The sequence below is a fragment of the Parafrankia sp. EUN1f genome, assembly GCF_000177675.1.
Lineage (GTDB): Bacteria > Actinomycetota > Actinomycetes > Frankiales > Frankiaceae > Parafrankia.
Genome location: NZ_ADGX01000020.1, coordinates 63,250 through 82,456, shown reverse-complemented (window position 1 = coordinate 82,456; position 19,207 = coordinate 63,250). Strand labels below are relative to the sequence as shown.

The window sequence follows — 19,207 nt, the reverse complement described above, 5'->3', positions numbered from 1 at the left end:
CCTCACCCAGCCACAGCCAACCTACGAAGGTCGCGCGACACGGGATCAGCGCATTGATCGATCAGCTCAGATCTTGTGACCCCAGCACGGCTTCGAGCTCACCCACGGACTCGAACCCTGCTGCGCATACAGAATATGCGCACGCTTCCACTGCTCAGCCACACTCGCGTTCTGCGGCAGACCCTTACCACCCACCGCATGCCACGTGCCCGGCATGAACTGGAACAGCCCACCAGCACCAATCGAGTTCACCACACGCGGATTACCACCGGACTCACACGGCACCACAGCACTCAGGAACCTGTGCGCATCCGGCCGCGCCGCGGCACTCGCCGGCTGGGACATCGCGATACCGCCACCAATCGTCGCCGCCAACACCGGCGCGACCAGCAAAGCACGGCCACGACGGATGGAACGACGGTTCTTGCGAGCACCCGAAGTCATCAGGGACAAAATCAATACCCTTCCCCACACCTACGAAGTCAGCTTTCGGGTTCGAGCCGGAAAAGCCCGGCCACGCAGTGCGTGACAAGTCGGCCGCACTGCGCGACTTCACCCCGAAGGACGCCTGCCTACGACGCCCGGGAACCTGGGTCCCCCGCTCCCGCCTGCTGGATGTCGAAGCACCGGGCGAGGCGGGATTCGGCGTGCCACCCGATGTGCGCTCCCCACGTCCGGAAGCACGTCAACAACGTTACCCACCACCCGCCAGCGATTTCCAGACCTCCGTGAAGAGCACCACTCGCCACCAGGAGGCCTTGAAAGCCCACCGCCGGCCAGCTCGATCCGGTGGAACGCCCCTTTCATACCGCCGACATTCCGTCAGCGTCAGCACCCCGCCACAATGCAACTGGAACCACCGCGCACCCGGTGACCGCCGGACTCGGCTGCGCGACGAGAATTTCACCGGCCCACGGAGAACACATCACGCGAAACAGACAGAACACCGCCCGGTCGCGGGGCTCCGGGCCAGCAGTGCACGGGGCATTTGTCGGTACTATCCCGCGATTGGCGACAGACATGATGGTTGACGCCATCCGACCCTATTCGAAGTATAAGTCGGGACGCACGTCGCTGAGGAGCTGAGGAGCTGAGGAGCTCGCGATGGACAGCGCACCGCCGCCGGAGCAGACCAGCGAACAGCCACCGCCGATCCTGGCCGCGCTCGACGCGGTCAGCCGGCAGAACCCGTACCCCACCTACCGCTCGATCCAGGAGAGCGGGGCGTTCGTCCGCTGCGACGTCCGCGGTTGGGTCAGCACCATCATCACCGGGCACGCCGACTGCTCCGCGGCCTTCCAGAGCCCGGACTTCGGCAACGGCTACACGGCCGGCATCCACTCGGGCGCCCATCGGTCGGCCGGATCCGATGACAGTGGGCTGAAGTCCCTGCTCCGGAAGGACCCGCCCGAGCACACCCGGCTCCGTGGCCTGGTGAACCGCGCGTTCACCCCGGGTGTCGTCGCGACCCTGACCGCCGAGATCACCTCGATCGTCGACACCCTGCTCGACGCGGCCCTCGCGGCTGGCGAGGTCGACATGATCGAGGCGTTCGCGCGCCCGCTGCCGCTGTCGGTCATCTGCCGCATGCTCGGCGTCCCCGCCGAGGACGAGTCGGTTTTCGGCGAATGGATCGTCCCGCTCGTACGCGGTCTCGCGCCCGACATGACGCTCACGCCGGAGGACCTGCGCGTCCGCGCCGAGTCCACGCGCTCCATCCAGGGGTACTTCCGCGACCTGATCGCCGACGTCCGGGCGAAGCCACGCGAGGACCTGCTCAGCCAGCTCGTCGCGGCCGGGCAGGACAGCGACGTGCTCCCGGAGCAGGAGCTGCTCGACCTGTGCATCCTGCTGCTCGTGGCCGGGTTCGAGACGACGGTGAACCTGATCGGCAGCGGCATCGTGGCGCTCCTGCGCGACCCAGATCAGCTGGCACGGCTGCGAGCCGCACCCGAGCTCGTGCCGGCGGCGGTCGAGGAGATGCTTCGCTACGACCCCACGTTCCCCCTCATAATCCGCACCGTTCTGCGGGACACCGAGGTGAACGGCCATCCGTTCAGCCGCGGCGACAGCGTGGTGCTGCTCGTCGGAGCCGCGAACCGCGACCCTGATGTGTACCGCGAACCCGACCACTTCGACGTCGCCCGCTACGCGCAGACGACCAGCGCTCCTCGCCATCTCGGCCTGGGCCTGGGCATCCACTACTGCCTCGGCGCGCCGCTCGCCCGCGCCGAAGGTGCGATCGCACTGCGTGCCCTGCTCTCCCGCACCGAGAAGATCACTCTGCTGGACGAGCCCGGCTACCGGCCCAGCGCCTGGGTGCGCGCGATGAGCCGGCTGCCACTGCGGCTTTCGGTGTAGCCGACCTCCGAGCGCTAGTCCCGCTGCACACGCGGCAGCGGGACGGCGCCGTGATGCGCGGTCAGCCCGCCGTCGGCGACGAGCGTCGTGCCCGTGATGTAGGAGGCCGCCGCGGAGGCCAGGAACCAGACGGCGCCGGCCTGCTCGTCGGCACGGCCCCAACGCTGCAGCGGGATCCGCTGGCTGCTGGCCTCCACGACCGCCGGCTGTGCCAGGTACGGGGCCATCAGCGACGTCTCGGTCAGGCCGGGCGCCACCGCGTTCACCCGGATGTTCTGCGCCGCGTAGTCGACCGCCGCGGCCCGCACCAGGTTGATCACCGCGCCCTTCGACGCGTGGTAGGCCCAGTTGCCGGGATCCGCCTGCAGCCCACCGCTCGACGCGGTCACGACGATCGAGCCTCCGCCGCCGGCCCGCAGCGCCGGTGCGACCGACCGGATGCCGATCGCCACACCACGGACGTTCACGGCGAGGATCCGGTCCAGCCGCTCGATCGCGCCGTCGGCCTCCCAGGGCACGGTCCCGCCGATGCCGGCGTTGAGGACAGCCACGTCCAGGCGCCCGAAGCTCTCCAGCGCGAGCTCGGTCATCCGTGCGCCGCACTCCTGCGTCGAGACGTCCGCGACCAGGGTGACCACCTGTGGACGAACGGCTCCGTCGAGGCGGGCAGCGGGCTGCGAGGCGAGCGACGCAGGCGGGGCGGAGGAAGCGAGCGGCCCCGAGGATGCAGGCGGTTCCGCGGAACCGGCATCCGCGGCCAGATCTGCCAGCCCGGCCAGGCCGGCCTCGTCCGCGTCGACCGCCACCACGCCGAACCCGCGGGCGGCGAACAGCTCGACGCAGGCCCGGCCGATGCCAGAAGCGGCTCCGGTGATGACGACAGCCTGGGCGACCACGTGACCTCCGCGCGTCTCCCGACCCGGCGCCGCCGGCTCGGCCTGACCAGATCAATCAGCCAGCCGAGTCTTGCCGATCGGTATGAACGGGACGGATCGGCAAGATGAGAGCCGGCGGTCGGATCAGGGGCCACTGCCCGCTCAGGCCGCCACCGCAGAAACGGTCGAGTGGTCAGCCTTCCCCGCGGCATGGAGCCCGGTACCGGCCGACGTGGGCCGGCCGGCGATGCTGCGCGGCTGCTGCCGGGCAAGCTTGCCGGCGATCTGGTCAGCGATCAGCTGCAGCCGTTCTATCGGCGGGGCCGGGTCGTAGCTCATGTAGACAACGTTCACCTTGACGTGATCGACTAGGAAGAAGAGAGTGTCCAGCGCGATGTCGTAGGTGATTCCCTGGCCTCGCACCTGCGTCGTCCTGCGCACATACCCAGCGGCTCCGGTCGGCGCCGGGAGACCCTGGATCCCGATCAGCTGATATTCGAGCTCGTCGCCGCCGTCGGCGTTGCGCTCGTCTATTCTAGCCTGGGTCTCCTTGCCCAAGCAGTCCGCGAACCAGGGATTGGACCACATCACGGTCTCGAAAACAGCCTGCTTCTCGGTCACTATCTCGGCGTCGGACATGATGACCGTTCCGTCGTCATTGTCACTCACGAAGGTCGCGCCGAGAGCGGTTGCCTCGGGCTCGTTGTCGAGGTCCTCCGCCGAAAAGCCGACGCAGTCCGCGAACTCAGGGGAGTACTGTTCCACGGCCTGGGCAGCGGCGACGGCTTCGGCGGCGGCATCGGCATCGATGGGCACACCGGTGAAGCCGGCCGTCACCGGGCCTTCGGTCAGCACGAAGTCCTCGGGCCACAGACCCAGCGCACTCGGCGTCGGCGTTGCGGTCCCCGACGGCGTACCGGCGCTCGGCGTGGCCGTTCCCGAGGTGACCGCGGCTTCGCGTCTGCCGGTCGTGTCGCCGTCACCTGAGCACGACGAAACGGTGAACGCGATGACCGCCAGGAGAATCCCGTGGCGCTTCAGCCGGAGCTGTCGCGGTCGATTCCCGGGGACCGAGGGCGGACCGCCCCGGGCCTCGCCCGGCGCCCGCCCACCCAGTCGCAACAGATCGCGAACAGCCATGTCTCGCCCACCCCCACGCATGCCAGCACCGGCACAATCACCGGATGTCTCCCGCGCGGCAGACACGCGACATACGTGCTCTATCGGGACGGAAGGACAGCGAAGCTATCAGGCTGCTGTCAGCCCGCTGTCAGATGCCTGTCAGCAGAACCAGGGAAGGCCCAAATAAGACAACGAGCGGCAATTAACAACCACTTAAATGCCACACAAGCACCAATGCGCCCGCAACGTCGCGAGAACGTTGCGGGCGCACCGGTGTTGTCTGCTGCGGATCAGATCCTGCCGCCCCAGCAGCTCTTCGAGGCGTACCAGGGGCTGGTGCCCTGCTGGGCGTACAGGATGTGGGCGCGCTTCCACTGCTCCGCGGCGCTGGCGTTCTGCGGCAGACCCTTGCCACCGACGGCGTGCCAGGTGCCGGGCATGAACTGGAACAGACCACCCGCGCCGATCGAGTTCACCGCGCGGGGGTTGCCGCCGGACTCACAGGGCACAACCGCACTCAGGAAACGGTGTGCGTCCGGCCGGGCGGCGGCGCTCGCCGGCTGGGACATCGCGATACCGCCACCGATCGTCGCGGCGAGCACCGGCGCGACAAGCAGCGCACGGCCCCGACGGATGGAACGGCGGTTCTTAGAGGAACCCGAAGTCATAACGGACAAAATGGTGTCCTTCCCACACGCCTGCGAAGTTAGCTGTCGGGTTCGGGCTGGGAATGCCCGGCGCCCGCGCTTTCAGATCGCGCTCGGCGGCTTCACCCCGAAGGACGTTCAACGTCCGGGAAACCTGGGTCCCCCGCTCCTGCCCGCGGTTTTGTTAATCACCGGGTGGGGCAGGATTCGGCGTGCCACCCGATGTGCGCTCCCCAGTCGGAAGCACGGCAGTGACGTTACACACGAGGCACAAACCAATTCAAAGGCTTTGTGAGGAGCGTCACATCCGACACCTCGGCCTTGAATTTCTTCGGCGTTACGTCTAGCCGGCCGAGAATTCGCCCCTTTTCTCCCGGCGCCATGCGGCCGGCGTCATCGATTCGTCGCCACCGGTCAACCCAACCGCTGCGCAAGGTGCGTGACACGATCGGGCCCGTGACCGAATTCCCCGCCGCGACGACGAAGAATTTTTCCGGCCCGGATTCCGACACATCATGAGTTAATCCGTTTTCGCCGGCACCGCACCTGGTGGGGTCAGGGCTGGCCGGTGCCGACCTCGCCGTAGGCCACGACCGACAGGAACCGAATCGGAAGCTGGACCAGCTCCCGCGGCCCGTGCGCGCCCTCGCCGTCGAGCTGCAGCGCGTCGCCGGGGCGCATGACGTAGCTGGCATCACCGTGGCCGTAGATCATCTCCCCTTCGAGCATGTAGAGCAGCTCGGTGCCCGGATGCTGGAAGAGCGGGAACTCCTCGCTGCGCTCGGTCAGGGTGACGATGTGGGCCTCCATCCGCTTGTGCGGGCCGCGCAGCGCGCCGAGCAGGGTGTACTCGTGGCCCACCCGGGTCCCGCGCTGGGTGATCCGCGGCCCGGTGCCGGCGCGGGTGAAGACCGCCTCGCGGGCGGCGTCCGCACCGCGGAACAGCGACGTCACCGGGACGTCGAGCGTCTCGGCGAGCCGGTCGAGCGTGGTCAGGCTGCAGGAGATCGACGCGTTCTCCACCTTCGAGATCATCGCGCTGGACACGCCGCTGCGCGCCGCGAGCTCGGCCAGGGTCAGCCCACGGTCATGGCGCAGGCGCCGGACGTTGCCCGCGATGGCACGCTCCAGCCGCCCCTGCCGGGACGCGTTCTCCTCCCCCACACCCGGAACACTAGCGATGGCGCCCCCTTTGCCCGGTCCGTCCGGCCGGTCGGGTGGCTGCCCGCTCGGCTGCCCGCTCGGCTGCCCGCCCAGCTGGCTGCTCGGCTGCCCGGGTGGCTGCCTGCCCGGCTGACCGGGCGGCTGGCCGCTCAGCACGTCTCCCCGTTCACCGGTCGGCGCCGGGGATCCAGGTGGTCCCGGCGAGCGGCACCCGGGCCATCGCCGCGGCTTCGACCGTCAGCGCGACGAGGTCCTCGGGCTCCAGGTTGCGCAGGTGCGCCTTGCCGCAGGCACGGGCCAGCGTCTGCGCCTCCATGGTCAGCACCCGCAGGTAGTTCGCGAGCCGCCGGCCGCCCTCGACCGGGTCGAGCCGGGCCGCGAGCTCGGGATCCTGGGTGGTGATGCCGGCCGGGTCGCGGCCGTCCTGGAAGTCGTCGTAGTAGCCGGCCGCCGAGCCGAGTCGCTCGTACTCGGCCGCGTACCGTGGATGGTTGTCACCGAGCGCGATCAGTGCCGCCGTGCCGATGGCGACGGCGTCGGCGCCGAGCGCCATCGCCTTCGCGACGTCCGCTCCGGTACGGATGCCACCGGAGACGATCAGCTGGACCTTGCGGTGCAGGCCGAGCTCGTCCAGCGCCTGCACCGCCTGCGGCAGCGCGGCCAGCGTCGGGATGCCGACGTGCTCGATGAAGACGTCCTGGGTGGCGGCGGTGCCGCCCTGCATGCCGTCGAGGACGACGACGTCCGCGCCGGCGGCGACCGCGAGCTTCACGTCGTAGTAGGGGCGGCTCGCGCCGATCTTGACGTAGATCGGCTTCTCCCAGTCGGTGATCTCACGCAGTTCGAGGATCTTGATGGCGAGGTCGTCGGGGCCGGTCCAGTCCGGGTGCCGGCAGGCGGAGCGCTGGTCGATTCCGGGCGGCAGGGTGCGCATGGCGGCGACCCGGTCGGAGATCTTCTGGCCGAGCAGCATGCCGCCGCCGCCGGGCTTCGCGCCCTGCCCGAGCACCACCTCTATGGCATCGGCCTTGCACAGGTCGGTCGGGTTCATCCCGTAGCGCGACGGCAGGTACTGGTAGACGAGGTGCTTCGACTGGTCACGTTCTTCGGGGGTCATCCCGCCGTCGCCGGTGGTGGTGGACGTCCCGACCTCGCTCGCGCCGCGGCCGAGCGCCTCCTTGGCCGGCGCGGAGAGAGCCCCGAAGCTCATTCCGGCGATCGTCACCGGGATGTCGAGGTGCAGCGGGTATTTCGCGTTGCGGTCGCCGAGGATCACGTCGGTGCCACACCGCTCGCGGTAGCCCTCCAGCGGGTAGCGGGACATCGACGCACCCAGGAACAGCAGGTCGCCGAAATGCGGCAGGGCCCGCTTGGCCCCCCAGCCGCGAATGTCGTAGACGCCGGTGCTCGCGGCCCGCTGGATGCCGGCGATGGTGGCGCGGTCGAAGGTCGCCGACTCGCGCAGGCCATAGGTGGCGGGCGACGAAGGATAGCCGGACATCAGATCTCCTCAGAGTACGGACGGACCGTGAGCGTGTGGCAAATTCCCGAGAACGGGTGGATCCAGCCCACCGAGATTGACCTGGCGGTCCGGCCCATCCGCCGCACGGCGACCCACCGGGGATCCCGCGCCGCCGCGCGGCTCCAGCAATTCGCACCAGTACGCGCAAACGGGACAGCGAGTCGCTTGCCAATCCGCAAGAAGCGAGGATTTTGGTCGGGCCAGCAGCCAGAATCCTCACTTTTTACTCGGAAGCAGTGGCGGCAGTGGTAGCCCGAAGCTCGGGATTCCGCGGTGGGCTGCTATGAGAGGGAACAGGCTCAGTACGCGTCCGAGTTGTGGGCGGCGAAGTGGTAGAGCGTGCGGGCCGAGCCGTACCGGCGGAACTCCGCCGGGTCATACCCCGGCTCCCCCGACTCCCCCGACTCGCCGGGCTCCCCGAGGCCGGCGGCGGTGAGCAGCTCGGCCAGCTCGGCCCGGTGCTCGTCCCGCATCGGCTTCTCCACACAGTCAGCGCCGAGGGAACCGACCTTGCCGCGGACGTAGATCCGAGCCTCGTAGATCGAGTCACCGAGCCCGTCCCCGGCGTCGCCGCAGACCACCAGCCGGCCGGCCTGCGCCATGAAGGCGCTCATCGGGCCGATGTCACCACCGACGACGATGTCGACGCCCTTCATCGAGATCCCGCAGCGCATCGACGCGGACCCCTCGATCACCAGCAGCCCGCCGTGCGCGGTCGCCCCCGCCGACTGCGACGCATCCCCGCGGACCCGCACCAGCCCCGACATCATGTTCTCGGCGACCCCGGTGCCCGCGTTGCCGTGCACGACCACGGTCGCGCCGTCGTTCATCCCGGCGCAGTAGTAGCCCACATGGCCACGGATGTCGATCGTGACCGGCGCGTTCACCCCGGCCGCGATCGCGTGCGCCCCCTGCGGCCGCAGCACCTCGAACGCCGCCGGAACGACATCCGCAACGCCGCCCAACGGCTGCGCCAGGCCGGACGGCTGCCCGCCCGCGCCGGCCGCGGGCAGCCCGGGAGGGGCGGGAAGCGCGTGCAGCTCGGCGTTGAGCTCGCGGACCGTCGACGTCGTCAGGTCGAAGGTGCGGGTGCTGGTGCTGGTGCCTGCCCCGCTGGGAGCTGCGTCCGTCCCCGTCAGCGCTGCCATGCGTAGACCCTTTCCGGCTCGGGCTCGTAGATGCGGGCGGTGTCGATGCCCGGCAGGTCCGCCAGGGCGCGGAACTCGGACGCCATCGCCACCCAGGCGTCGGTCTCGGCGATGATCGCCGGCTTGCAGGCGATCGCGTCCCGGACGACGGCGAACCCGTCGGCGCTGGTCACCAGCAGCGTGTAGAACCCGTCGAAGCGCTCGCACAGCCCGCGCAGCGCCTTGTCGAGATCCTCACCGGCGGCGAGGCGGGCGGCGACGAAGCGGGCACCGACCTCCGAGTCGTTGTCCGAGTCGAACCGCACCCCCTCCGCCTGCAGCTCACGCCGGATCGTCGCGTGGTTCGCGAACGAGCCGTTGTGGACGAGGCACTGGTCCGCCCCGACGGAGAACGGGTGGCAACCCTGCGGGGTCACCGCAGACTCGGTCGCCATCCGGGTGTGCGCGAGCCCCTGCCAGCCGGACGCGCCAGCCAGGTCGTAGGTGCCGGCAAGCCGCCGCGGGTCACCGGTGCCCTTGTAGACGGTCAGGTCCGTCCCCGAACCGACGATCAGCGCCGCCGGCAGCACCCGGCGCACCGCCGCGACCAGGTCGTCGAGGGGGACGGGGGCGGCGACCACGGTGGTGTCACCGGCCACGGTGACCAGCGGAGACGCCTCCGCACCTGCCCCGGGAGCCGCGCCTGCCCCTGAACCCGCACCTGCCCCTGGACGCGTGCCCGCGCCGGCCAGCGCCGTGGCGATCAGCGCTCCGACGTCCGCGGGTTCTGTCGACGTCCCGCCGAGCAGCAGCGAGACCGCGGCATGGCCTGGCGGACAGCGGCGGACGTCCCCGTAGACGGCGACGCCGGCCGAGTCGGGGCCGCGTTCGACGACCTGGCCCAGCATGGACTCCAGGAGACGTCCAAGCCGCGGGTACAGGTCAGGGTCACGCAGGTGGAGTCCGACGATCCCGCACACGGGCCGTCCTCCTCTCGGTAGTTCTGGAGCAGCGGTGGTCGGCAGGCGGTTCAAAAAGCGTTCAAAAGGCGGTTCAGAAGGCGGTGAGGTAGCGGTCGTGCTCCCAGGAGCTGACCGTCGCGTGCCAGGCGAAGAACTCGTCCCGTTTCAGCTCGGCGAAGTAGGAGCTGACGCCGGCGCCGGCCGCGTCGAGCGCGCCTCGCACCACCGGGTCCGCGTCGAGCGCCTCGACCGCGTGCAGCAACGTCGGCGGCAGGGCGGGGCGGGGCGATGACTCCCCCGCCTGGGCCAGACCAGGCGAGCCCGGGTCGAGATCGAGCTCGATGCCGTCGAGACCGGCGGCCAGGACTACGGCGAGGGCCAGGTACGGGTTGGCCGAGCCGTCGGTGCCGCGCAGCTCGATGCGGTGCGGGTCGGGAACGCGCACGAAATGGGTGCGGTCGTTCCCGCCGTAGCTGACCTGGCGCGGTGACCAGGTCGCCCCCGAACGGGTCGACGTCGCACCGGTGCGCTTGTAGGAGTTCACCGTCGGGCCGAGCACGGCCTGCATGCCCGGCGCATGCGCGAGAACCCCGGCCAGGAACCGGCCCGCGAGGACCGACAGCCCGAAAGGACCGCTCCGGGCCCCGTCCCCGCCACCTTCGCCGGCGGGGAAGAGCGCCCGGCCGGCGCGCCACAGCGACAGGTGCAGGTGCATGCCGGAGCCGGTCTGGTCCGCGAACGGCTTCGGCATGAACGTCGCCGTCATCCCGCGCTGCTCCGCCAGCATCGAGATCAGGTAGCGGGCGGTGATGACCCGGTCGGCGGTGGTCAGCGCGTCGGCGTAGGCGAAGTTCTGCTCGAACTGGCCGTTGGCGTCCTCGTGGTCGTTGGCGTAGTTGCCCCAGCCGAGCGCGTTCATCGCCATCGAGACGCCGGTGAGATGGTCGTACATCCGGGTCAGGCCACGGGCGTCGTAGCAGGGCCGGGCCGCGCCGTCGCGGGCGTCGGCCGGGGTGAGACGTCCGTCGACATCCCGGTTGACCAGGAAGTACTCGACCTCGGCGCCGGCGAACAGGTCCAGCTCACGCTCGCTCGCCCGGGCCAGCATCGTCTTGAGGATGACCCGGGGCGCGAACGGCCACGGCTTCCCGTCGACATGCGGGTCGCAGTGGACGAGCGCGAGCCCGTCCCGCACCTGCGGCAGCAGCGTGTAGCTGGCCAGGTCGGGAAGCGCGATCAGGTCGGGGTCGGCCGGCCGCTGGCCGATCGCGCCGACGGCGAACCCGGCGAACCCGACCCCGTCCCGCTCGAACTCGTCCGCGGCCTCGACGGGCACCAGCTTGGCGCACGGCTTGCCGGTGAGATCGACGAACAGGGCGAGCAGGAACCGGACCCCGTCCGCCCGCGCCCGCGCCGCCAGCTCGCCGCTGCCGGTGGGGGAAGGCAGGGCATCGACCGGGCCGGGGAACACGTCGAGCGTCATCTGGACTCCAGATCGGGGACGTGCCGACTGCTCAGGCCGGCGGCGGGGCGGGCTCCTGCCCGCTGGATCCATGTCTTGAGAGGAGAACTTCTCTCCTCACAGGAGAACAGCGCCGGGTTTCGGCCGGATGAACCCGGGTTAAGAACGCGCAGCACGAACCGTTCGCGACGGATCGGTCACACCCGGCCAGCCCGCGAGCGCCGGATGTCGCCTCTGAGCAGCACGCTGACACCGGCAGGCTCGGATCGTGGGTGGTGCTGACGCCGGCGGACCGGCCTGTGTGAGACTCCGACGATGATCGTCGTCTTCGAGAGCGAGCTGTGGGAATGGGCGGCGCGACGCCCGGACAGCTGGGTGTTCGTCAGCCTGCCGGTCGACGTGTCAGAGGAGATCCGGGATCTGACCGGCGGACTGCGACGCGGATTCGGCTCGCTGCGGGTGCGGGCCACGCTCGGCGGCAGCACCTGGCGGACATCAATCTTTCCCGACAGCAAGCGTGGCAGCTACGTACTCCCCGTCAAACGCGCCGTCCGCAAGGCCGAGGCCCTGGAGATCGGGGACGTCACCTCCACGACCATCGAGCTCCTCGACGCCTGATTCCAGCCGGCCGCGGGATTCAGATCGACCCCCATGCCACGGCTCGAAGAGCTGAGGATTTTCGACGTCCCAGACCCTGCCACGGAATCGCGAGCTTCGGGTCGACTTTACCTGCGGGCAAGCGTTGGGGATTTTTGCCGCTCACACGACCAAAACACTCACCGCTTCGGGTCGCGACTTCGAGCCGCCGCCAGGGTTGCCGTTGCCGAGGAGCAAGAATTGAGGATTTCGGCTGTTCGAACGACCAAAATCCTCACTTTTTCTCGATCGCCAGGTGGCCTTGCGTACCGACTTGCGGCGGTTCGACCAGGAGCCGCCGGTCGACGCGTTCTGGTCAATCACATGTACGACCTGCCTGGTTCCATCTGGTCGCCAATCGCGCAAACCGGTACTCCATCGGCGACCGCACACCTGGCCGGCTGGCTGCCCGCCCCGGCAGGTCCGTTCCGTCCGATCCTGCGGCTCTACCAACCGAGAGCAGCCGTGCTCGACGGCACCTACCAGCTTCCCGCCGTCACCAAGGCCGGCCCACGGCCGACGATCTGACCCGACGCTGTTCGGGCGTGCCCCACCAGGTGCCTGCCCGCGACGAATGCGCGGGCAAGGCTCTGCGGCTCGCCGGCGTCGGGGCCCCGCAGCGCACGACCAAAGTTCACAACGAGACCCGCGCTGTGCCAGGGCCGACCCCATGTGCCTGGGCTACGGTCATTTCATGACCATCCATCATGATCGAGCTCAGGCACATGCTCTGGTCGAGCGCCTGGTCGGGCTGCCTGACCAGGCTGCCGACCGAGCCGTCACGGTGCTGCACGCCCACGCCGCGGCGCTCGCATGGGTGCGCACTGCTGCCGCTCTTCACCCGACCCCGCCTGCCATCGCCGCCGAGCTGAACGCTGCCGCGGAGCGGCTGCGCAGCGTGGACGGTCGCGACCCGGCACCGGTTCTCGGGCAGGCCGCCATCGCGGCGCTCACGGCCCATCGGGCCCGAGCCGTCGCGTGAGCGGCTACATCCTGGACGATCTGGCGTTACGGGCAGGGCTTGTCGGTTCCGGCAGCCAGCACCAGCGCCGGGAGCTGTCACGGCTCCTCCATGATGCGGTCGAGGGTGGTCCCCCGCTGGAAATTCCCTCCCTCTGCCTGGCTCAGGTCGTGCTCGGTCAACCCGCTCTCACCGATCACCTCGCCGACATCATTGCCGCCGCACCGTGCGGTGCCATCGCCATCTGCGGGTTGGCACGCACCGATGAGGTCGATCTGTTAGCCGCCTATCGGCCACAGCCGGATTGGCCTGTGCTGCACGCAGCGGTGGCGGCTCTGGCCATGGGCTGGCCAATCCTCACCGCCCAGGCCGACCGGTATGCCAGGCTTCCCGTCGACGCGTTGTCCTTGTGAAACAGGCGCCCCCGGCGCTCTGCTGGTAATCACGCCGCCCGCGGCCGATAGACCGAATTCCGGCAGCAGCTCGCTCAGCCGTTTCGTGTAAGGCAAGCCACCATTCGGAGCGGGCGGGTGCATCTTCCTCGCTGTTCACGGCTTTTCCTGGCTTTTCACGGCTATCTGCTATCGCAGGGCGCTCAGGGCTGCGCGGATTGTGTGGGCGGGGTCGCCGAGGTGATAGAGGCGTTCACTGACCTCAATGTTGTCGAGGAACTCCTGGTAGCGCACGGCGTAGGAGATGTGGCCCAGTGGTGCCGCGAGGGTGAGTGCGCGGCGCGGATCGCTGCCCGGCCGGCACTGCGACCAGGTGGTCGCCCACACGTCGGCGACGTGCTCCCACCGGTCGTCGGGCAGGAACTCGCGGGGCCGCAGCCCATCCAGTGCCGGGTGCCCGAAGTGGCTGTCGGCGAAGTCGACGGCGACACCAGCACCGCTACCCGCTCCGACGCTGGCGGCCACGCCGACGGCCGCCTGGCTGTCCGATCTCCAGTTGCCGGGGTGGAAGTCCCCGTGGACGAGTGTGAGCGGCAGGCCGCAGGCGGCCAGTTCGGCGACGAGATCAGGCAGGTGCGCGGCGAGGTCGCGGGCGGCGCCCAGCTCGGTGGCGGTCAGCTCTGCCCCGGCCTCACCGTCGAGCAGGCGGTCGAACAGGCCGATCAGGGCATGCGGAGTCCGGTCAGGCAGGTCCGCAGGCATCAGCTCGGGGTGCTCGGCCAATGCCGCCTGCGCCCGCACGAGCCGACGGATCGTGGTTTCGATGTCCGTCCGCGACGGGTCCCAGCAGTCGCGGCCCGGTACATGTTCGAGCAGGGTCCGTCCCGCGGGCACATCCGCGGCCACCACGGCGGGTACCAGCGACGGGTCGATCCGGGCGAACGCCGCGATCACGTCGGGCTCCCTGGCGGCAAACGGCGGTGTCGTCTTCAGCCAGACCATCCCGGCGGCCGTCGGGATGCGGAACAGGCCGGAGAGGTTCCACGTCCTGACCTGTTCGGCGGCGCCGACCGGCGGGCGCCCCGCGGCCCGCAACGCCGCGCCTGCCCAGCTCAGGGCGTCCTGAAGGCCCTCCCTGGTGGCCCAGGTCGCCCGGCCCGCCACGGGCGCCACCAGACTGTCGTGGTCGATCGGCACCACGGTGAGCCGGCCGTCGGGCGGACGCCCCGCGGCTTCGACGTGGTAGGTGACGTGTCCGTCCCGTGCCCCTTCGCCGTTCTCGACGTCGATGAGCCGCAGCACCGTCACCCGCACCCCGAGCTCGCGGTCAAGGCGGCGCACGACTGGGCCGACGTCCGCCCACCAGGGGCTGTCGGCCTCGAACGGCCCGAGCCCACCGAGGCATTCGCCGCCCGCCGTCACCACCGCACTGAACGTCCGTCCTGGCCCGCGATCCACGCGCCCAATGTCACGACGATGAGGCGTCAGGGCAAACGGTTTTCCGTCGGCACATCGGGCCAGATCCTGACCCGGCCCCTCAACGACTGGGGCCCAGCTCGCCCCCGTACTGTCTCGCGAAGGCGCTGAAGCCGCCGTCGAAGTCGCCGTCGAAGTCGCCGTCAGCCCGGTGAGGAGTTTGCGGTGTTCCGTTCACCTCGTTCACGTCCGGCTGTCTCGCTCACCCGATTGTTCGCTTCCTCGCTCGTCACGCTCGCGGCCGCCTGCACGCTGTTGGCCGGCTGCGGGCCCGGCGATGCCGACGGCGCTGTACCGCCCGGGGCAGGGCCACACCGATCAGGCATACCCGGGCCAGGCGCAGCCGGGCCGCACGGAATCGGGACGACGTCCGATGCGCAGGATCTGCGGCAGGTGGCAACAGATCTCATCTCGCCCTGGGGGCTGGCCTTCCTCCCGGACGGCCGCGCCCTCGTCGCCGCGCGCGACAGCGGGCGCATTCTGCTCGTGCCCGCGGCAGGCGGAACGCCGACGGAGGTGACGACGCTGCCCGTGCGGCATCGCAGCGAGGGCGGTCTGCTCGGGCTCGCGGTCTCACCGCGGTTCGATCGGGACCACTGGGTCTACGCCTACTACACCTCGGCGACGGACAACCGTGTCGTGCGCTTCCAGTTCGACGGCAACCGTGCGGGCACGCCCGAGAACGTGCTGACCGGGCTACGCGCCGCGCCGAACCACAACGGCGGGCGGATCGCGTTCGGCCCGGACGGCCAGCTCTACGTGGCCGTCGGCGACGCCGGCGAGCCTGCCACGGCGCAGGATCCGACCAGCCTGAACGGAAAGATCCTGCGGATCACCGCCGACGGCGGGGTGCCCGCCGACAACCCGGACCCGTCGTCGAGCGTGTACAGCCTCGGCCACCGCAACGTGCAGGGGCTGGCGTGGGACTCGGCCGGGCGGCTGTGGGCATCCGAGTTCGGGCAGAACACGTTCGACGAGATCAACCTGATCAGGCCGGGCGGGAACTACGGCTGGCCGGTGGTGGAGGGCACCGGCGACACGGCTGGCGGGCGCTATACGAACCCGCAGGTCACCTGGTCGACCGACGAGGCGTCCCCCAGTGGCATCGCGATCCGGGGCGACGTCCTCTATGCGGCCGCGCTGCGCGGTGAGCGTCTGTGGGTGATGGACCTGGCCGACGGCCGCGTGGCCGGGGCGCCCCGGGCGCTGTTCACGGGCGAGCTCGGCCGCCTGCGCACCGTGGAGCCGGCGCCCGACGGCAGCCTGTGGCTGATCACATCGAACACCGACGGCCGCGGCACTCCCGGCGCGGGCGACGACCGGATCCTCGCCCTGCCGTGAGCTGCTCACCCGCAGTTCACGGCAGGGCTGGGCTCAGTGCCAGTCGCTGATCTGGACGTCGCGCGGAGCCGGCGCCCCCTGCCCGGTCTCCACCAGGGACTTCAGGCTCATCAGGTACGAGCCCCACTTGGTGCTGCAGTGGTACATGAACTCCACCGGCTCCTTCCAGCCCTGATGCCGGAACAGGACGATCGTGTAGTCACCGGACTGCCGCAGGTCCCAGTCGATCGTCGTCCCGACCCACTCCTCGGGTCCGTCGACCACTCGCCACACCACCCGCTCGGATGGCCGGGTTTCGACAACCTCCATGTCGAAGCCTCCGGGCAGGAACCGGAACTCGAGCACGCCGCCGACCTCGGCTGTGCCCTTCGTGTCGTCCGTCCACCAGCCGGCGAGACCCTCGACGGTCGTCAGCGCGTCGTACACCTTCTTCGGCTCCGCGGTCCGGACACCGATCCTGTGCAGAATATCCACGATTATTCGTGCTCCTCTTTCTGGTCAGCTTTCCTGTCGGCCCTGTTGGCCCTGCTGGTTCTGCTGGTTCTGCTGGTTCTGCTGGGCGCGTTGGATGGCCTCGGCGATCCGCTTGATCCGGCGCAGGCGGGCGTCCCAGGCCGACCCGACCGAGGCGAGCTGGGCGACCGCACGGGCGAGCTGGGCGTCGTCCACTCGATAGCGCTTCTCCCGGCCCATCGGCGTCGCCTGGACGAGCCCGGCCCGGTCGAGGACACCGAGATGCTTGGCCACGGCCTGGCGGGTGACCGGCAGATGTTGGCTCAAGGTGGTCGCTGTGCCGCCACCGTCGGCGAGCAGCAGGTCGAGCATGCGGCGCCGGGTCGGATCCCCGATGGCGGACCAGAGATCGTCGTCGACGGCTTCGGCCACCGCGGTGCTCACGGACGCACCCGCAGCGTCGCGACATACGAGACGAGCCGCGGCAGGAAGTGGGCCCAGCCGCTGACATGGTCGTTGTAGTGATGCTCGAGGACCGCCGCCTCCCAGCCCATCTCACGGAAGCCGGTCTCGGTCATCCGCAGCAGCGTCCCGTCGCCGGACGGCGCCAGGTCGAACGTGACCAGCAGCGAGTTGCCCTCCGCCGCCGGCTCCCCGGCCGGATGCGTCCAGCGGAACGAGAACATCCGCGGCGGCCGGGCGTCGACGACGGTGACGGGCACCACCGTCCCGCCGGCGTCGCGGTCACCGAAGACGATCTCCCCCACGGCCCCGGGCACCGGCTCGAACCGGGCATCGTCCGGCCACCACTCCTTCAGGTGCTCCGGACTGCTCACGACGTCGAAGACGATCTCCGGCGACGCCTCGATGAAAATCTCACGCTCGATGGATCCGAACTCCATGCCAACCTCCAGCAACCTTTGGTTGCACGTCACCATAGGCAACGAGGCGGCTTCGTGCAACCATCAGTTGCACTGTCGGCGAGTCCACGCATCCAGCGCGGATACCGGCGGCCCACGGAGGCGGGGCGGGGGCGGGGCGACCCGCCGTACAGACCGAGCGGTCACGCTGTTGCACGTCGATCCGGGCGAACGAGGCGCTTGCGCGGGTCCGAACAGGCAGGCCTGCGGAAGCATCACGGCGGACGGCTACACCGCCGGGTCACCCAGACAGTCGGGTCCCGCAGTAGTTGGGGTCGATCACCTCGAAGTGCTTCGCGTCGGCCGCGACCCGGACGAACGCGTAACACGCGCGAAGCTGCCCGAAGTCGGCTTCGAAGTCGGTGGTGGGGACCAGGCCACCTGCCGTGTAGTCGTGCACCTGGCGCAGCCGATCGATGAAGCCCTGCCTGGTCGGGCACGGCCCGGCTTCCTGCAGGCCACGGATCAGCATGTCCGCGTTGATGTAGGCGGCAAGTGCGACCGTCTGGTTGGGATCGGAAATCTCCGGCGCGTGCCGTGCCATCGCCTTGTGGTAGGCGTCCAGCCCGGGGTTTTCGAACTCGAACGGCGTGAACGGCTCGAAGAAGACCAGGCCAGCCAGGGACTGCCCGTACTGCTCCAGGAGCACGGCATCGGGGGCCGTGGCAGTCAAAACCACCTTCAGCCGCGCACCGGCATTGCGGGCGGCGCTGACGACCTCGGCGATGTCGGCGGCAGCACCGCCGGACACCACCGTGTCGATCTTCTGGTCGACCATCCGCTGTGCCAGGCGCGCGGCGCTCGTCACCCCCGGCAGGAACTCCACGACCGGGTTCGCCTCGTCGATCTGGACACCCGTTCCGCGAAGGCTCTTCACCATATGGCTGTTCAGGTCAGAGCCGGTCAGCCTGGTGGACGTCCCGATGACCATGGCCCGCGTGCCACCGTGTTCCTTCACGAACCGACCGAAGGTGTCCACGGGTAAACCTTTGCCCGCCAGGTAGGCGAAGGCGAACATGTTCCGGTAGGACGCCCAGACCTCTTCGGCCGAGATGCCGATGATCGGAATCTTCTCGTCGGCGAGGTACTTCGCGGCGCCGGAAGTCGTCGCGCTGGACTCGAGGATCGCGAACGCGCCGTAGTTCGCCACGAGATCCCGGCTGACCGCCAGGTTCCCCGTGGTGCTCCCGCCGTCGTCACGCGGCTGGTAGACGATCCGGCGGCCGTTCACCCCACCTTTTTCGTTCTCGACCGCAAGGCGTGCTTCAAATCCGGCACGCGCCGGGGCGAAGGGAGCCGACAACGCACCGCTGTCCGTGTACACAACACCGACCCGAACTTCACTGTCAGTGACTCCTGGTGATACGCAGGAACTCGCGTCGACCTGCCCCCGAGGCTGCCCGGTACAGGCGGCGAGGGCTACGAGCAGCACGGACACGACGGCGGCGCCACATAAGCGGCGCGCACGACTCACGACAGCTCCGCGGGAACAGTCGATAGGTACGCCGATACCCCTGCCAGCACCTTTCCCCCCGCAAAAAATAACCAACGGGCAATACGAGCCCGCCGAACAGACAGATGCGGAGACCCGACCTCCGGATCGGGGGCTGGAACCAGCGCCCCGCAGCGAGACCGGATCACGCCCGGCTATCTAACAACAAAACCGACCAGGACGATTCGTCGGGCTGTCATCGGCCGGGCGCAGGGCCGGTCGGCTCTCTCCTCGAGCGGCTCAGTGCCAGTCGCTGATCTGGACGTCGCGCGGAGCCGGCGAGCCCTCGCCGGT

Annotated in this window: 20 protein-coding genes and 2 riboswitches; of the genes, 5 read left to right on the top strand and 15 right to left on the bottom strand. The window is 69.7% G+C overall.

The window, feature by feature from the left end; translation table 11 throughout:
- Positions 1-66: 66 nt before the first annotated feature.
- The gene (locus FREUN1FDRAFT_RS41215; protein WP_083828618.1) at positions 67-444 is read right to left on the bottom strand and encodes a transglycosylase family protein; all 378 of its coding nucleotides are present in this window, start codon (positions 442-444) and stop codon (positions 67-69) included.
- A gap of 12 nt (positions 445-456) precedes the next feature.
- A riboswitch (cyclic di-AMP (ydaO/yuaA leader) is annotated at positions 457-658 on the bottom strand.
- Between the two features lie 446 nt (positions 659-1,104).
- Between FREUN1FDRAFT_RS41215 and FREUN1FDRAFT_RS08730 the strand changes: the two genes are divergently transcribed.
- Positions 1,105-2,361 (top strand): cytochrome P450, encoded by a 1,257-nt coding sequence (locus tag FREUN1FDRAFT_RS08730; RefSeq protein ID WP_006539640.1) that lies wholly within the window; start codon positions 1,105-1,107, stop codon positions 2,359-2,361.
- 14 nt (positions 2,362-2,375) lie between these two features.
- Here the strand turns inward: FREUN1FDRAFT_RS08730 and FREUN1FDRAFT_RS08725 are convergent, their stop codons facing one another.
- The 8 genes from FREUN1FDRAFT_RS08725 to glnT all read right to left on the bottom strand — a co-directional run bounded on the left by FREUN1FDRAFT_RS08725 (position 2,376) and on the right by glnT (position 11,263).
- A complete protein-coding gene (locus FREUN1FDRAFT_RS08725) occupies positions 2,376-3,257 on the bottom strand; it encodes an SDR family NAD(P)-dependent oxidoreductase (protein ID WP_006539639.1) in 882 nt (293 codons plus the stop codon).
- 141 nt (positions 3,258-3,398) lie between these two features.
- Complete coding sequence (locus FREUN1FDRAFT_RS08720) at positions 3,399-4,091, bottom strand: hypothetical protein (RefSeq protein ID WP_157474475.1); 693 nt, start codon at positions 4,089-4,091, stop codon at positions 3,399-3,401.
- 557 nt (positions 4,092-4,648) lie between these two features.
- On the bottom strand, positions 4,649-5,026 hold the full coding sequence (locus FREUN1FDRAFT_RS08715) for a transglycosylase family protein (RefSeq protein ID WP_035950833.1): 378 nt from the start codon (positions 5,024-5,026) through the stop codon (positions 4,649-4,651).
- Between the two features lie 13 nt (positions 5,027-5,039).
- A riboswitch (cyclic di-AMP (ydaO/yuaA leader) is annotated at positions 5,040-5,228 on the bottom strand.
- A 332-nt stretch (positions 5,229-5,560) separates the two neighbouring features.
- Positions 5,561-6,187, bottom strand: a complete 627-nt coding sequence (locus tag FREUN1FDRAFT_RS08710) for an XRE family transcriptional regulator (protein WP_050795787.1) — start codon at positions 6,185-6,187, stop codon at positions 5,561-5,563.
- 148 nt (positions 6,188-6,335) lie between these two features.
- Positions 6,336-7,670, bottom strand: a complete 1,335-nt coding sequence (locus tag FREUN1FDRAFT_RS08705) for an FMN-binding glutamate synthase family protein (RefSeq protein ID WP_006539635.1) — start codon at positions 7,668-7,670, stop codon at positions 6,336-6,338.
- A gap of 320 nt (positions 7,671-7,990) precedes the next feature.
- A complete protein-coding gene (locus FREUN1FDRAFT_RS08700; RefSeq protein ID WP_006539634.1) occupies positions 7,991-8,839 on the bottom strand; it encodes a glutamate synthase in 849 nt (282 codons plus the stop codon).
- A complete protein-coding gene (locus tag FREUN1FDRAFT_RS47645; RefSeq protein WP_006539633.1) occupies positions 8,827-9,798 on the bottom strand; it encodes a glutamine amidotransferase in 972 nt (323 codons plus the stop codon). Before FREUN1FDRAFT_RS47645 ends, FREUN1FDRAFT_RS08700 begins: the two co-directional genes overlap by 13 nt.
- A gap of 73 nt (positions 9,799-9,871) precedes the next feature.
- On the bottom strand, positions 9,872-11,263 hold the full coding sequence (gene glnT, locus FREUN1FDRAFT_RS08690; protein ID WP_006539632.1) for a type III glutamate--ammonia ligase: 1,392 nt from the start codon (positions 11,261-11,263) through the stop codon (positions 9,872-9,874).
- A 294-nt stretch (positions 11,264-11,557) separates the two neighbouring features.
- Here glnT and FREUN1FDRAFT_RS08685 point away from each other — a divergent pair, with 294 nt between their 5' ends.
- Positions 11,558-11,860, top strand: coding sequence for a DUF1905 domain-containing protein (locus FREUN1FDRAFT_RS08685; protein ID WP_006539631.1), 303 nt, complete (start codon positions 11,558-11,560; stop codon positions 11,858-11,860).
- A gap of 141 nt (positions 11,861-12,001) precedes the next feature.
- On the opposite strand, the gene FREUN1FDRAFT_RS43585 is transcribed toward FREUN1FDRAFT_RS08685, so the two are convergent.
- A complete protein-coding gene (locus FREUN1FDRAFT_RS43585) occupies positions 12,002-12,202 on the bottom strand; it encodes a hypothetical protein (protein WP_157474473.1) in 201 nt (66 codons plus the stop codon).
- 370 nt (positions 12,203-12,572) lie between these two features.
- Here FREUN1FDRAFT_RS43585 and FREUN1FDRAFT_RS08675 point away from each other — a divergent pair, with 370 nt between their 5' ends.
- On the top strand, positions 12,573-12,860 hold the full coding sequence (locus FREUN1FDRAFT_RS08675; protein WP_157474471.1) for a hypothetical protein: 288 nt from the start codon (positions 12,573-12,575) through the stop codon (positions 12,858-12,860).
- A complete protein-coding gene (locus tag FREUN1FDRAFT_RS08670; RefSeq protein WP_006539628.1) occupies positions 12,857-13,252 on the top strand; it encodes a hypothetical protein in 396 nt (131 codons plus the stop codon). The genes FREUN1FDRAFT_RS08675 and FREUN1FDRAFT_RS08670 overlap by 4 nt, the downstream gene beginning before the upstream one ends.
- A gap of 168 nt (positions 13,253-13,420) precedes the next feature.
- On the opposite strand, the gene FREUN1FDRAFT_RS08665 is transcribed toward FREUN1FDRAFT_RS08670, so the two are convergent.
- Entirely contained in the window at positions 13,421-14,656 is a 1,236-nt protein-coding gene (locus tag FREUN1FDRAFT_RS08665) for an aminoglycoside phosphotransferase family protein (RefSeq protein ID WP_006539627.1), read from the bottom strand.
- Positions 14,657-15,100: 444 nt separating this feature from the next.
- On the opposite strand from FREUN1FDRAFT_RS08665, the gene FREUN1FDRAFT_RS08660 reads away from it, so the two are divergent.
- Positions 15,101-16,048: a sorbosone dehydrogenase family protein gene (locus FREUN1FDRAFT_RS08660; protein WP_006539626.1), complete on the top strand. Its 948-nt coding sequence runs from the start codon at positions 15,101-15,103 to the stop codon at positions 16,046-16,048.
- Positions 16,049-16,081: 33 nt separating this feature from the next.
- Here the strand turns inward: FREUN1FDRAFT_RS08660 and FREUN1FDRAFT_RS08655 are convergent, their stop codons facing one another.
- The 4 genes from FREUN1FDRAFT_RS08655 to FREUN1FDRAFT_RS08640 all read right to left on the bottom strand — a co-directional run bounded on the left by FREUN1FDRAFT_RS08655 (position 16,082) and on the right by FREUN1FDRAFT_RS08640 (position 18,853).
- The gene (locus FREUN1FDRAFT_RS08655; protein WP_083828616.1) at positions 16,082-16,525 is read right to left on the bottom strand and encodes an SRPBCC domain-containing protein; all 444 of its coding nucleotides are present in this window, start codon (positions 16,523-16,525) and stop codon (positions 16,082-16,084) included.
- A 21-nt stretch (positions 16,526-16,546) separates the two neighbouring features.
- On the bottom strand, positions 16,547-16,945 hold the full coding sequence (locus FREUN1FDRAFT_RS08650; protein ID WP_035950830.1) for a metalloregulator ArsR/SmtB family transcription factor: 399 nt from the start codon (positions 16,943-16,945) through the stop codon (positions 16,547-16,549).
- Positions 16,942-17,403, bottom strand: a complete 462-nt coding sequence (locus tag FREUN1FDRAFT_RS08645; RefSeq protein WP_006539623.1) for an SRPBCC family protein — start codon at positions 17,401-17,403, stop codon at positions 16,942-16,944. Before FREUN1FDRAFT_RS08645 ends, FREUN1FDRAFT_RS08650 begins: the two co-directional genes overlap by 4 nt.
- A gap of 259 nt (positions 17,404-17,662) precedes the next feature.
- Positions 17,663-18,853 (bottom strand): ABC transporter substrate-binding protein, encoded by a 1,191-nt coding sequence (locus FREUN1FDRAFT_RS08640; protein ID WP_232295105.1) that lies wholly within the window; start codon positions 18,851-18,853, stop codon positions 17,663-17,665.
- Between the last annotated feature and the right edge of the window lie 354 nt (positions 18,854-19,207).

Coding starts and splice junctions, on each gene's coding strand:
- FREUN1FDRAFT_RS41215 (WP_083828618.1), bottom strand. CDS start 444: ATGACTTCGGGTGCTCGCAAGAACCGTCGTTCCATCCGTCGTGGCCGT.
- FREUN1FDRAFT_RS08730 (WP_006539640.1), top strand. CDS start 1,105: ATGGACAGCGCACCGCCGCCGGAGCAGACCAGCGAACAGCCACCGCCG.
- FREUN1FDRAFT_RS08715 (WP_035950833.1), bottom strand. CDS start 5,026: ATGACTTCGGGTTCCTCTAAGAACCGCCGTTCCATCCGTCGGGGCCGT.
- FREUN1FDRAFT_RS08705 (WP_006539635.1), bottom strand. CDS start 7,670: ATGTCCGGCTATCCTTCGTCGCCCGCCACCTATGGCCTGCGCGAGTCG.
- FREUN1FDRAFT_RS08700 (WP_006539634.1), bottom strand. CDS start 8,839: ATGGCAGCGCTGACGGGGACGGACGCAGCTCCCAGCGGGGCAGGCACC.
- glnT (WP_006539632.1), bottom strand. CDS start 11,263: ATGACGCTCGACGTGTTCCCCGGCCCGGTCGATGCCCTGCCTTCCCCC.
- FREUN1FDRAFT_RS08685 (WP_006539631.1), top strand. CDS start 11,558: ATGATCGTCGTCTTCGAGAGCGAGCTGTGGGAATGGGCGGCGCGACGC.
- FREUN1FDRAFT_RS08675 (WP_157474471.1), top strand. CDS start 12,573: ATGACCATCCATCATGATCGAGCTCAGGCACATGCTCTGGTCGAGCGC.
- FREUN1FDRAFT_RS08645 (WP_006539623.1), bottom strand. CDS start 17,403: ATGGAGTTCGGATCCATCGAGCGTGAGATTTTCATCGAGGCGTCGCCG.